8 protein-coding genes and 4 pseudogenes are annotated in these 12,698 nt (G+C 65.8%); 6 read left to right on the top strand and 6 right to left on the bottom strand.

The window, feature by feature from the left end; translation table 11 throughout:
* Window positions 1–23: 23 nt before the first annotated feature.
* A complete protein-coding gene (locus ACZ4IF_RS42915; RefSeq protein ID WP_467574211.1) occupies window positions 24–752 on the bottom strand; it encodes a hypothetical protein in 729 nt (242 codons plus the stop codon).
* Window positions 753–1,128: 376 nt separating this feature from the next.
* Between ACZ4IF_RS42915 and ACZ4IF_RS42920 the strand changes: the two genes are divergently transcribed.
* Window positions 1,129–1,308, top strand: coding sequence for a DUF4291 family protein (locus ACZ4IF_RS42920; protein ID WP_467574214.1), 180 nt, complete (start codon window positions 1,129–1,131; stop codon window positions 1,306–1,308).
* Between the two features lie 38 nt (window positions 1,309–1,346).
* Here the strand turns inward: ACZ4IF_RS42920 and ACZ4IF_RS42925 are convergent, their stop codons facing one another.
* Complete coding sequence (locus ACZ4IF_RS42925) at window positions 1,347–1,940, bottom strand: DUF4291 domain-containing protein (protein ID WP_467574217.1); 594 nt, start codon at window positions 1,938–1,940, stop codon at window positions 1,347–1,349.
* A 307-nt stretch (window positions 1,941–2,247) separates the two neighbouring features.
* On the opposite strand from ACZ4IF_RS42925, the pseudogene ACZ4IF_RS42930 reads away from it, so the two are divergent.
* Window positions 2,248–2,583 (top strand): annotated as a pseudogene (locus tag ACZ4IF_RS42930) (HAD-IA family hydrolase); the annotation flags it as partial.
* A gap of 438 nt (window positions 2,584–3,021) precedes the next feature.
* Here the strand turns inward: ACZ4IF_RS42930 and ACZ4IF_RS42935 are convergent.
* Complete coding sequence (locus tag ACZ4IF_RS42935; protein ID WP_467574220.1) at window positions 3,022–5,847, bottom strand: N-6 DNA methylase; 2,826 nt, start codon at window positions 5,845–5,847, stop codon at window positions 3,022–3,024.
* Between the two features lie 201 nt (window positions 5,848–6,048).
* On the opposite strand from ACZ4IF_RS42935, the pseudogene ACZ4IF_RS42940 reads away from it, so the two are divergent.
* The 3 genes and pseudogenes from ACZ4IF_RS42940 to ACZ4IF_RS42950 form a co-directional block, all read left to right on the top strand.
* Window positions 6,049–6,336: pseudogene (locus tag ACZ4IF_RS42940) on the top strand (DUF4291 family protein); the annotation flags it as partial.
* Window positions 6,337–6,949: 613 nt separating this feature from the next.
* On the top strand, window positions 6,950–8,209 hold the full coding sequence (locus tag ACZ4IF_RS42945) for a hypothetical protein (RefSeq protein ID WP_467574223.1): 1,260 nt from the start codon (window positions 6,950–6,952) through the stop codon (window positions 8,207–8,209).
* Window positions 8,210–8,771: 562 nt separating this feature from the next.
* Window positions 8,772–9,395 (top strand): hypothetical protein, encoded by a 624-nt coding sequence (locus ACZ4IF_RS42950; protein ID WP_467574226.1) that lies wholly within the window; start codon window positions 8,772–8,774, stop codon window positions 9,393–9,395.
* Between the two features lie 235 nt (window positions 9,396–9,630).
* Here the strand turns inward: ACZ4IF_RS42950 and ACZ4IF_RS42955 are convergent.
* The 3 genes and pseudogenes from ACZ4IF_RS42955 to ACZ4IF_RS42965 all read right to left on the bottom strand — a co-directional run.
* A pseudogene (locus ACZ4IF_RS42955) lies at window positions 9,631–10,073 on the bottom strand (IS5 family transposase); the annotation flags it as partial.
* Window positions 10,074–10,088: 15 nt separating this feature from the next.
* A complete protein-coding gene (locus tag ACZ4IF_RS42960; protein ID WP_467574229.1) occupies window positions 10,089–10,667 on the bottom strand; it encodes a GNAT family N-acetyltransferase in 579 nt (192 codons plus the stop codon).
* 294 nt (window positions 10,668–10,961) lie between these two features.
* Window positions 10,962–11,780: pseudogene (locus ACZ4IF_RS42965) on the bottom strand (IS5 family transposase).
* Window positions 11,781–11,866: 86 nt separating this feature from the next.
* Here ACZ4IF_RS42965 and ACZ4IF_RS42970 point away from each other — a divergent pair.
* Window positions 11,867–12,666, top strand: a protein-coding gene (locus tag ACZ4IF_RS42970; RefSeq protein WP_467574362.1) for an IS5 family transposase whose coding sequence is annotated in 2 segments (ribosomal slippage) — window positions 11,867–12,202 and window positions 12,205–12,666 — 798 coding nt in all. Because the reading frame shifts where the segments join, the coding sequence is not laid out codon by codon here.
* Window positions 12,667–12,698 lie beyond the last annotated feature (32 nt).

Consider the following 12,698-nt stretch of genomic DNA (forward strand, 5'->3'; position numbering starts at 1 on the left):
CACAAGACGTCGACATGCCTCCCTCAACCCGAGCGAAACCATTCCTGACCAGCAGAAATCAAACGATCACGTTCGGTTGAGATACGGCTTCTCAGCCGCGCTTCAAGGTGCTGGGTCTGGTCCGATGGGGCGTCCGCGGAGATCGGGAGGGTCATCCCGAACTGGAGCCAGGGCAGATCTGAATCGGCGCGGTCACGGGGATGACCCAGGACGACGTGGATTCGATCGGGTTCCTTGCGGGAGGCCCAGACGCCTTCCAACTCGCAGTCCCACCTGACGAGCCAGTCCCCGCGTCCCCTCAGGCGAGCCTCGAGCAGCTGCGCAACCGCTCCTGCCGGCCACTCCCAACTGCGGTCCTCTCCGGCTCGAAGGACCTCGGCCTCGTACTGACCTGCGGTGAACCGAAGGTCCGGCAGGTCGACGTCCTGATTGGCCAGGTCGCGCCAGCGCGCCCAGACAACATGATCCCCGTCACGCGTGACCGTCATGTACAGCGCGCCACAGCACTCCTCCACACCGCACCCGGACCAAGCGAGACCAACCTCGTGGCGCGTCGCCGTGGCATGCAACAGTCCGTCCTGGCCCAGCAGGTACCGGGGGCTCACTCCCAGGTACCGGGAGCCTTCCACGTCACCGGGGACGGCCTCGGCCAGAAGATCCCGGCCATTGACGATCGGGCGGACCTCTATGACGCCCTCGTCGGGTGGAGGGCACGCGATGCTCAGACTGAGAAGATCCGGTCCCGTGGTCATCGGTCAATGATCGAGGAGCTCGCTCTCCACTGTCATGTGAATTCGCATGGCCCCGCTCAGGGCGGTAGTTCGGGCCGCCTTCAGGCACGCCGGCCCCGGATCCCCCTCCGGAATTACGTGACCGTGGCCCTGGGGAATTACGTGACCGTCCACAGAAGCGTCCTGTCGGATTCGGCAGCGTAAGGGTCTGCGATATTCGGCTCTCTGACGTCCGCCACCTCGCGTGCGGCATTGCCGGGATGTCGCTCCATGCGCCGGACGCGCTTCGGCTCGCATGGGCGACTGCCTGCCGGTTGCGGCCGGCGTGCTCCCGCGGATCGAGCAGCGGGTCGAAATTCGGTGGTCGTCCGAGTTGCCCGAGCCCACGCTGTACGCCATGGAAGAACCGCTCCGCAGGATCCGCGCGCTCCACACGGTGTCCACGATCACCGTCTACCAGGCGTACCGCCCGGAGATCGGCGGACCCGCCGCCCGCAAGGGCCGTTTCCCCGCCGCGTGGAAGCCTGACAGCATGTGGGTCATCAAGCAGTGTTCACAGACCTTTGGCGCCGTGTGACCCGTGGGTGGTGCCTGCGGTCCTGCCCGGACTGCCGGTCAGGGACACAGATGGGCCAGGAGTTCTTCGCTGGCGGGGTATCCCTGCTCTTGGGGGAGCAGTTGGGTGGCTGAGTCCAGTTCGCCGTCCTTGACGCGTGCGTGGATCTCGTGGGCGAGCGGTGTCACGTCGTTGATGGACACGATCCACTCGTTCGCGTAGCGCGCCGACGCCTCTCCCGAGAGCCCCAGTTGCAGTGAGCGGTGCGGCAGGGGACGCAGGTGCAGGTCGCGTTCGGGGTCCCACTGGACGCGGGCCGGTGCGCGCTTGAGGTCACGCTGCCAGGCGGCGCGATCGGGGTGCAGTCCGCGGACGTAGTGCGACAGGCAGGCATGGCGCAGCGCCCAGTCGAAGCCGTCGCGAGTGATCTCGACGGCGAGGACGGTCTCCTGCCCCTCCTTCATGCCCCAGCCGCAGCGGTACATCATCCACAAGAAGCTGGGCTTTATCCACGTCATGCGGTCGGGCTTCCACGCGGCGGGGAAGCGGCCCTTGCGGACGGCGGGGCCGCCGATCTCCGGGCGGTACGCCTGATAGACGGTGATCGTGGACGCCGTGTAGAGCGCACGGATCTCGCGGAGCGGTTGTTCCATGGCGTACAGCGTGGGCCCGGCCAGCTCGGATGACCATCGATTTTCGACCCGCTGCCCGATCCGCCGGAGTACGCCGGCCGCGGGCAGAAGGCAGTCGCCCGTGCCAGCAACATCACGTCCTGAACAGTCGGTCTCGTCATACAGCGGCCGAAGATCCATGGCAGCCACCCACGGCTCGCCGTCGTGGTGTTGGTACCAGTGGGAGGACGGCGAAACTCGATGCCGTCGCGGATGTCCGTGCTCACGACACCGCCACCTAACGGCGCCCGGCTGGACGGATCGAGCATTGCAGGTCAGCGACGGAAGTGTGGCCTCCAGCGGCTCCCACGACAAGATGCGGCACACCCTCGGCCGCACCGGACTCTACGAACGCTTCGCAGGCCGCATCTACAGCTCCACCGAGGTCTCCCGCGGCAAACCCGCCCCCGACCTGTTCCTGTACGCCGCCCGCCGGATGGGCGTCGACCCCGCGGCCTGCGTCGTGGTCGAGGACAGCCGGCCCGGCGTCTACGCCGCCCGTGCCGCCGGCATGCGGTCTTTCGGCTACGTCGGCGGACTGACCCCGGCCGAACGCCTCGAAGGCCGCGACACCACCGTCTTCTATGACATGCGCGAACTGCCGAGACTCATCGCGGGACGGTAGCCACTCCCTACTCCCCGATCCACAAGAAGTGACAATTGCTCTCGACGCACGAACGCCGACGTCACGCGTGAAGGTCGTCCCCCTGCCACACAGAAACCAGGTCGGGACAGAGCCGACATCACAGACCTGCTTGTACGCCCCCTCGGGCCTCCCACACCGACAGCGCTTCGCTAGCGGCTGGACGAGCTGGGTTGCGAAAGAAGAATCGGTGAGGGGCAAGCCAGGCGCCCGACCAGAGCCCTGATCCTTCGGGCCGCTTGCAGACACACGATAGGTCACGTCCGCTGGAAGGGCGCATCTTCGGCTGCTTGCTCTGCGCACGCCGGACCGCGACTGCGCCCCCGACGGGTAACCGTTGTCTTCGGTTTCTGGCTCGGCAGGGTCGGGGCAGTCCTCGGCAAAACGGTCGAGGCACTTACAACGACTGTCCGGGCCCGATTACATAGGGGCCGAGGTGCCGGAGGTCAGGTCGGCGACCAGGGCTGCGGTGGAGCGGGTCTGCTTGAGCGCTTCCGATTCGGCGGCTTCGTGGTATGCCACGAACCTGATGCCGCCGGTCTGCAGGCGGTTGTAGAAATAGCAGTCGCTGTTCGCTCCGAAGGCGCCCGGCTGCAGCTCGACCAGCGGGGCGAGTCGCAGAGCGCTGCCGCCCTCGCGGGGCAGGAGGTAGAGGCCGTCTTCTTCCGGGGCGGAGTTGCTGGGGATCCGTTCCTGGCGGAATGGGGTGTTGGGCCCCATGGCGAGATCCACATCATGGTGGAATATCCCGTTCCTAACCCGGGCGCCACCGGCGCGTACGAGGGGGAAGTCTTGCCAGCTGGCACCGATCAGATTGCGCAAGGTGTGCATGTGACCGGTCAGGGTGGCGAGCTGTTCTTTGAGGGAGTCCTCGCTCGTTGCCCCTGAATGGCCGCTCCAGGTGTTGCGCAGGTGGATGACGTCTGCGAACAGGTTGGTGACGTCCGTGCTGAGGAGGGTCTGCAGGAAGTCCGAGGGAGCGTCCGCGAACGCTGCCTGTACGCGGGCCTGTTCGTCAGTGTCGGTTCCGGTCAGCGCCGTACGGTACCTCTTGGTCAGACGCTGCAGCACGATGTGCCAGAGTCCGAGGGAGGCCCGCTCTGGTGAGAGCCCTGCCCTTTGGAACTGCGTGGCAAGGGCGGGCAGCTCCTGTTCGAGGACGGAGCGGTCCTGCAACAGGGCGGACAGGACGACGGCCGCGTGGAACTCGATCGTGGCGTCCCAGAAGTGAAACATCTGGGCGTGACGGGCGTGGAGATTGCTCTCGCCCTTGGACTCGTAGGCCCACAGTGCGCTGGCTATGGGGAAAGGGAGGCTTGCCGCCCATTCGCCCAGATCTGCCGAGGGGATGAGACGGCTGGCCTCCCGGTAGATGTCCGAGCGCCGCCGGGGGTCGTTCCACAGTTCCCTCTGTGAGTCTGCAAGGTGACGGCGGGCTGCAGCAAGGGCCCGTTCCGTACGGGCCATCTCCTGCTGGATGGCAAGCTCTGGCAGAGCGATGAGGACGTCGTCCACGATGCGCCATGCCTGGTTGAGATTGAGGGCGCGTGGGCTGACGTAGTTGTCACTGCCGGATCCGATGGCTGCGGCGCGCAGGAGCCGGCCCAGTGAGGAATTGAGCCAGCCCGCGAGGTAGTCAGCGTCGACGTGTGTTCCCCTCGTCTGAAGGACGACGATGCGGTTGTCGGGGGCGACGTCGCCCGGGTCGCCGGTGACTGCGTCGAGGTGCGGTTCGACGGGGAGGATGACCGCCTGCTGTCCCGCGGCTGCCGAAAGCCGATTCGCGCGGTCGGCCGCTTTGGCCGAGGGGACGTAGCAGACGTGCTCGGTGACCTCGGTGAGCCGTGCCGTCTTCCAGTGGTGCCGGGTGAGCTCACGCAGAGCGCGGGGAGGTTTGTCGGACCGGAAGACCCGGTCCACGTCGAACCTCGTGATTTGGGAGTTCGCCACCTCCCGCACGTCCGGTGGCATCACGCCGTAGCGGGCGTCGCGCCATGTTTCCAGAGAGGCAGCAGCCGGCAGCAGCGCGGTCAGTGGGGGTGCCTGCCGACGTTCGGGCCTGCCGGTGGCCGCCGTGGTGGGGTGGGTGACGCTGACACGGCGGTAGGACAGTTCCTTCGCCTGCACCGTGCGGCTATAAGCCGTCGGCTTGGACTGTTTCAGACTGCGTGCCAGCTCATCAAGGGCTGCTTCGCTGATCACGCGGCGCTCAAGTCGACGAGAGGACGTCACATCCTCGTAGAAGCCGCGCAGGTCGATGAACTGCACCTTGTGCCGACGAGCTTTGATCTTGGTGTTGGAGAAGACCAGGGCGAACAGTCTGATGTGCGTGTGTGCGCTGAGTCCTTCAGGTAGGGCGACAACGGCGTCCAGCAGATCCTGCTCAAGCAGCCAGGTGCGGATGGCGTTGCCGCCCGTATCGAGCAGCGGTGCGGTGGCTGTGAACATGATGCCCCGGCCGCCGCCGTCGGTCGGCTCCCGAAGCTTGCTGATCAGGATCTGGGCGAACAGCAATGAGGCGTTGTCGGATTGCGGCAGCCCGGCGGGATAACGGCCCTCCGGCCGTGCGGCCTCATCCGCGCAAAGGGCGTGACTGTTGCGCCACGACATGTTGTAGGGAATCTCGGCGACCGTGCAGTCGAAGCGGCGGCCGGGGAACGCGTCTTCCGCCAGAGAGTCCGACACGCTGAAGGCGGCTTCGGCGTCCGTGAGGAAAGCGTGCGCTCGGGCGCGTCGGATGCTGGAAGAGTTGATGTCCTGACCGGCGGTGCTGACCGATGTGCCCGCCTGACGTGCGAGAGCTCCGGCTGCATCGAGGGCCAGCGTGGCGGAGCCGCAGGCAGGATCGTACAGATGCAGCGGCTGCACACGGTCTGCCTGCTCGTACGCCGTCAGTGCAGTTGAGGCAACCCTCACCAGGGACGCTGAGGTGGCGAACTCGGAATGCTGGTCGACCGGGCGCAGCAACGTCCTTGCGTACTGGCGGATCTGTGCCGGCGTATAGGCGCTCAGCACCCGATATTCGCCTTCCAGCGCGGAAGCCAGAGCCGGGGCGCGGCTCTGCATGCGCTGCGCGGCACTTTGGAGATCGACGATTCCAGGAGCTGTCAGGCCCGTTGACTGGGTCTTCCAGTCGACGGCGTTCCACAGCAGCGTGTCGGCCAGTTCATTGACGGAGAAGTAGCCACGGAGGGAGTCAAAGAGCTCCCACAGGTGCCGGTCGACCGCCTGCTGCTCGTCCGTCATGTAGCCCCCGTCTCTGTAGGCGCGTGACGGTGGCCGCCTGGAGCTGCGGCCGCTGTGTCGCCTTCCAACGAGGTCAACTTACCTAAAGACTGTGTCCTACGTCCGTGAGGCGGACGAGCCGCTTGCAGCAGCAGAGTGACGAGTCTGAGGAAGGCTAGATAGTTACGGGGATGGCGCGCGTAGTGAAACAGGCATTGCGGCACCTGGCAGCGTGACCTCGAGCGCGCACCGGCCCGTGTCCAGTGGGATCCCGAACGCGATCTGCACCTGCGTCCCTTGCCGTACCGCTCGCTGCAACTGGGGCTCTCGGGTGAGGCATCGACGCGTTACGCGGACGAGTGGATCGTGTCCATCCGCGACGTGACCCCGCTCGCCCACGAAATCCATGCCCTCGTCGAGGACGGCCAACTGGACTCAGCTGCCCGACTGCTGCCCCAGGAGCAGGGATACCCCGCCGGCGAAGAGCTACTGGCCCACCTGAGTCCCTGACCGGCTGTCCGGCACAACGGCCGGCATCACCCACTGGTCACATGACGGCAGAGATCTGTGAACGCTGCTTGATGATCCATGTCAAGCGGCGTTCACAGACCTTGGCATCGACGTCGGTACTCACCCTTCCGAGGGCCCTGCCGCTGTCAGCACAGGCTCGCGTCCGGATTCTGTCCGTACGACCATGGCTCGCGGGGGAGAGCCTCCAAGACCGTGTGTGCCGATCCCGTTCTCTCGACCGCAACCAGGCCGTTGTTGTCGGCGGTTGTTACGGTGCCTATTTTCGATGGCGCCGGACCGATGGAGCGTAGATGCCTTCAGAAGTACCTTCGTGTGATGTTGTGGGCAGCGCTCAACGGGCTCTGGACGCCGCTCAGCGGGGGTTCGCTCGCTGTTCTGGTTCCTGATGATGGTGCACGTCGGTAACGGAGACGGCATACATGAGTCGCACGAACTCGTCTCAGGCATGAGCGACCAGCAGATCAGAGACGCGGCACGTCGGGCTCATTCACCCGAGTGGGCGGAAGCGTTGATCACTGCGCGGCGCCCATAGCCGCCACTACACGGTGAGGGCAGCAACAGCCAAAGGTCTGTCAACGCGGCTTGGTGATCCATGTCAAGGCTTGCTCGCAGACCTCTCGCCGCCCGCACCTTCGACGACGTCCACCGTGCAGGAATCCGGCGACAGATCATCAAGGATGATGTGCACATGGTTGATCACTTTCGCGAGGTGCCCCCCATGCCCCCCATGCCGCTCGTGGACGACGAGTGGGCGTACGCGCTCTGTGGCGGCCTGACGATCCCCGAAAGCTTCGCCTTCGGCAGCGCCACCGTCGTTATCGGCGATGTCGGGACACTGATCATCGTGGAAGCCGGAGACAGTCTCGACAAGAGCTGCGTGTGGAGCGCCGACGAGGTCCGCCTCCTTGGTCCTGCGCCAACGCCTGTCAGGAAACGGCTGGTGGAAGATCCATGGGAGCGCGGCACAGACGACCCGAAGTTGCCCGTCCATGTGACGGTCCGAGTCTCGGAAGGCCTGCTGCATCTCGGCATCGGATCCGTGACTCGGGCCAGAACGGTACTCCGTCCGGGTTGCGACGAACACGTTCTCACCGACTGCGTCCTCCGGCTCGACTCGCCCTTGACCAAGCTCAGCCTGGACCGGGTCCGCCCTCCCCTCCCGTCAGTGGATCTCCCGGACCTGGAGTGGCTCAGAGAGGTGAACGGCAATCGAGCCAGTGCGCTCGAACAGTTCGTCACTGGTTGGTATTCCGCTGCTCCTGAGACAGCCGGGCCTCCTTCGGTAGAGGTCTCCGCCGTGGATCTGCCGAATGAACTGAGGCATTTCCACCGGCTGGCCCAGCACCGCCCACGCTGTCTGGGAGCACAGAACCGAATCCTCCCCGTCACCAAACGTATGACCGACCCCAAGGGGGAGATGCTCGTCTTCGGCGAAGAGAACCAGGGCGGGTTCTTCTGGTCAGTGCTGTGGACGCTCGACGGCCCCGAAGCCGATCCGACCGTCTGGTTCTGTGAGTACGACGAGCCTCTGATCGCCGAGCTGGAACCCCTCAGTGGTTTTCTCATCCAGTTCTCGCTCTTCGAGGCTTCCATGGGCGCCGACTACGTTGCACTGTCCTGCCCCCTCACCGCGCAGGAGGTCGCCCGACTCACGGCGGCACTTCGCCCCGTGCCTCTGCGGCCGTTCTGGCCCGGGGCCCCCACGCGCTTCTACGTGGCTCCAGGACTTGTCCTGCGTGTCTCAGACGAAGGAGGCGATGATGCCTTCAGCGCCTGGGCCGACGCCACCCATCGCAGTGCTCTCGCACCGTTGGCCGACGTGCCGGTCGAGTGGGACCAATTCGACGGCTGAGATCGTGACGCCTCGCAGTCGGCTTCGCGGCCTGGCACAGACACGGATCCGTGAACGCGGCTTGATGATCCCTGTCAAACCGCGTTCACCGACCTTTGCAAGGACGGTCGAACGGTCCTGTGCCAATGCGGAGCGACCGATTTGCGTAGCCCGCGTGTGAACGAACGGCAGTAGCGTGCTTCCGCTGAGACGAACGAGGGAGACGGAGTGCGGACATGGCGGCTCATGCGCGGAGACGTTCGGGTTGGTGAGCTTCGCCAGTACGGGGTCGACCAGCCGACGTTCTTGTGCCATTTCGTGCCCGGACCGGGCTGGGAGGCTGTCAGGGCACTGTTCGAGGCGTGGGCGGCTGTACAAGGACCTGACCCCGATGGACGTAGGCATGCGGATGCCATTCGCCCCCTGATGGCTCTGGGACTGACCCTGCACCCTTCGGACGGGGGTGCGCCGCTGACGTGCTTCAGGGAGTGCGTCCTGCGAATCTATGGGGACAGAGCCCGCCTCCGCTGCTGACCTGCAATGTTCGAATCTGTCCAGCCAGGCGCTGTTAGGGTGCGACGCCGTGAGTACGGATATCCATGGCGGCATCGAGTTTCGCCATCCCGCCACCGGCACCGACTACCACGACGGCGAGCCGTGGGTGGCAGCCATGGATCTTTGGCCGCTGTACGACGAGACCGACTACGCAGCCTTCGGTTGTCTCTTCGGAGTACGCAACTACGTGGGCTTCCGACCCGTTGCACCAGGCCGTGGTCTTCCCCTTGATCTGTCGACCGGACTGCGCGCGCGGTTGGGTCCTTCGGCCGCATCAGATGACTTGCACAGCGCAAGCTGGGTCAGCTGGGCGGAGCTCGCATCGATCGACCCCACGACAACGCCTGACCACTTCACCGGCCGACTGACCTGGCGCACGAAGTCCCTGCCGTCGATCCCGCACCAACATCTCGTTTCCGACGCCTGGCCTCCGGAAGCCCTGTCCGCGGTAGGCGAGCCGCCGACCGACCTGCGCGAGGCGACCGAACGCGTAGAGTGGACCACCGGTGAACTGTCCTGCGCGTACGAGCCGTTGACGGTCGGTGCTGTACTGGGCCATGAGACTCACTGGCCACACGTCTTTGCCGTGATGAAGGCCATGGCAGGACGCTTCGGAGACGACGGCGTTCGCCTGGTCGTGGCCTTCGACTGACCGCGCAGAGCATGTCTGCCACACAACGCAGGGGATACCCGCCAGGCCCCGCTCGCGGGCCAACCGGTGTTCTCCGAGCACCCAACTGGGCCACAGCTGGCTCCGGCGCGTACGCCTGGTAGACAGTGACCGTGGAGTTCGGTGTGCAAGGCTCGGATCTGATGCTTGGGTTCTGACGGCGACGCTGCCGATCACTGGACGAGGGTGATCACACCGCTTCAGGCGCGCCATCGAACTACCGCGGCGGTAGGCCGCCGAGTCTGCGGTAGCAGATGAGGGTGCAGGCGATGCCGGCGAAGGCGAGGAAGTGGTCGGCCTTGCGTTCGTAGCGGCGGTGGAGACGGCGGCAGCCTGCGAGCCAGGCCATGGTCCGTTCGATGGTCCAACAGTGTCGGCCGAGTTGCTGCGAGGTCTCGACGCCCTTGCGGGCGACACGGTGCCGGATGCCTCGCTGCGACAGCCTTTGGGGCAGGTGGCAGTAGTCGTAGCCCTTTCGGCGTGGAGCTTGCCGGGCCTGCGGCGACACTGGCCCCGGCAGGTCCGGATCGGCGGCACACCCTTCACGAGTGGGACCGGGGCCTGGCTGTCGTGGACGTTGGCACCCGAGATTCCGACGCACAGGGGCAGACCGGTCCGCTCGGTGATCAGGTGGATCTTCGAACCGTACTCACCCCTGTCGATGATCCTGCTGGCCTATTCCGTGCCCGGTGTGGTTTCTTCGGTGGAAGCTGACACCACTTGTCGCTCAGCCCCCGCGGCCTGCCCGGAGGTCTTCTCCAGGAGGGTGAACGACTTGGGTGCACCGCCCGGCTGCGGCTTGCCTGCCTTGTGGCCGACGATCCGGTAGCCGGCGTTGAGGTAGTAGGCGTTCAGGCGTGTGTTGCCGGCCAGGCAGTCCAGACGCACGAACGCCCGCCCCGCCGCGGCAACGCGGCGCTCCGCAGCACGCAGGAGAAGCCGCCCCGTCCCCGGCTGGGTGCTGCTGCGGTCCACCATCAGCCGATGCACATAGCCGGCCACCGGCGGCTGCGGTCCCCAGGCGTCCTCGTCTTCCCACCACAGCTCCCATGCCCCGGCCACGCGGCCATCGGCCTCGGCGAGCCAGACCTCACCACTCACCATGATCTTGCGGAAGTGGTCCTCGTCCAGTTGGCCGGGCTGCCACTGGCCGATGATGCCCTGCGCGAGCATCCAGCGGGCAGCGTCGTCACGCAGACGAACGAGAGTGGCGAGGTCGCTCTGTTCGGCGAGGCGGAAGTACAGATCGTTCACGTCGTGATCCTCGCACGGATCGTACGAGCGTTCGATGCTGTCCCTCCGGTCACAGCCGAGCGCCAGCGTTGTCAGTTCCCATCGACAATTTCGAACTGCCCGATCGCTACGTACTGCCCGAAACCGTGGGCAAACGTTGCTCGCTCTCGCTTACGAAACCATCGGTGGGACTGACGTCTCGCTGTCCCGTAGAGCAGCGGCCGTCCTGGCGTTCCCGGTCGCGGGTGGGGTGTGGGATGTCGATGCAGCCGTGCCCAGCAGGCCGACGAGCAGTGGCGCGCTTAAGACCGTGTCCTACGTGGTGAGGCGGACGAGTCTCTTGTAACAGCACAGGGCTGCGGCGAGTCCGAGGAAGCCCAGGTAGTTGCGGGGATTGCGCTCGTAGCGGGGGCTGAGTCTGCGGTATCCGGACAGCCACGACATCGTGCGCTCGATCACCCACCTTCTGCGCCCTAATCGTTCAATGGACTCGATGCCTTTGCGGGCGATACGCACGCCGATCCGCTTGCCGCGCAGCCATTTCCGCAGGTCGGCCCGGTCGTACGCCTTTGTCGGCATGGAGGCGCTGGGGCTTGAAGTACCGGCCGCGGTGGGGGTCGTGTCTCGTTTGGTGACCCTCGGCCATGGGCTTCAGCCCTTCGCTGTCGTGGGTGTTGCCGGCCGAGACGCCGACGAGAAGGGGCAGTCCGTTCGCGTCCGACAGGATGTGCATCTTGGAACCCGGCTTGCCTCTGTCCACGGGGCTCGGGCCTGTGTGTTCGCCCCTTTTTTAGCGCGGACATGGGCGGTGTCGAGGACGACGCGGGTGACATCGATGAGGCTGGCGTCATCGAGTCGGTGCAGTACGGCTTCGTGAAGGCGGCCCCAGACACCGGCTCTCGACCAGATCAGAAATCTGCGGTGGGCCGTCGACTTCGATATCCCGAAGCAGGGCGGCAGGGCACGCCAGGCGCAACCACTGACGAGCACGTAGACGATCGCTGCGAACAACGTCTCATCAGGCGTGTCCTGCGTCCCACCACCCTGCGGACGCACCTTCGACGGCGGGATCAGCGGCTTCGCGATCCCCCACAGCCCGTCCGGAACAATCCAACTCCACGTACCCCGCCCCATGAACACATCAACGACCGCCTCACCACGTAGGACACGGTCTAAGACAGCATCTCATTTGGCTGGATAGGCTGCCGGTCGTGACAGGGATCGTTGAGCGGCTGGTACCGGACGAGTTGTGGGAGCTGTTCCAGCGGGTGGTGCCGGAGGCGCCGTCGCGGCCTCAGGACGGTGGCCGGCGTCGGCACGGCGACCGGGAAGTGCTGGCCGCGATCGTCTTCGTGGCGGCGTCGGGCTGCACGTGGCAGCAGCTGCCGACCGCCTCGTTCGGTCCCTCCGGAGCGACGGCTCACCGACGCTTCACCGAGTGGACGAAGGCCCGCGTGTGGGCCAAACTCCACCGCCTGGTCCTCGACGAACTCGGATCCCGCGGCGAGCTGGACTGGTCCCGGTGCGCGATCGACTCGGTCAACATGCGGGCCCTGAAAAGGGGGAACTGACAGGTCCGAATCCTGTAGACCGGGGCAAGTACGGGTCAAAGATCCACTTGATGACGGAGCGGACCGGCCTGCCCCTGTCCATCGGAATCTCGGGCGCCAACACGCACGACAGCCAGGCACTGATCCCACTGGTGAAGGGCATACCGCCGATCCGCTCCCGCCGGGGACGCCGACGCCGCAGGCCCCACAAACTCCACGCCGACAAGGGCTACGACTACAACCACCTGCGGCAATGGTTATCCAGGCGAGGCATCCGGCACCGCATCGCCCGCAGGGGCATCGAGACCTCGCAACGACTCGGCCGCCACCGCTGGACCATCGAACGCACCATGGCCTGGCTCGCCGGATGCCGACGCCTGCACCGCCGCTACGAACGCAAAGCCGACCACTTCCTGGCCTTCACCAGCATCGCCTGCACCCTCATCTGCTACCGCCGACTCACCAAATGAGATGACTTCTAAGAGGTCGCTCCTTATGGCGG

It is taken from the genome of Streptomyces sp. NPDC025784 (genome assembly GCF_055558435.1).

What these genes read in the sequence shown, in the direction of transcription:
- ACZ4IF_RS42915 (WP_467574211.1), bottom strand. Translation starts at nt 752, where the DNA reads ATGACCACGGGACCGGATCTTCTCAGTCTGAGCATCGCGTGCCCTCCA.
- ACZ4IF_RS42945 (WP_467574223.1), top strand. Translation starts at nt 6,950, where the DNA reads ATGTCAAGGCTTGCTCGCAGACCTCTCGCCGCCCGCACCTTCGACGAC.
- ACZ4IF_RS42935 (WP_467574220.1), bottom strand. Translation starts at nt 5,847, where the DNA reads ATGACGGACGAGCAGCAGGCGGTCGACCGGCACCTGTGGGAGCTCTTT.
- ACZ4IF_RS42925 (WP_467574217.1), bottom strand. Translation starts at nt 1,940, where the DNA reads ATGGAACAACCGCTCCGCGAGATCCGTGCGCTCTACACGGCGTCCACG.
- ACZ4IF_RS42920 (WP_467574214.1), top strand. Translation starts at nt 1,129, where the DNA reads ATGGAAGAACCGCTCCGCAGGATCCGCGCGCTCCACACGGTGTCCACG.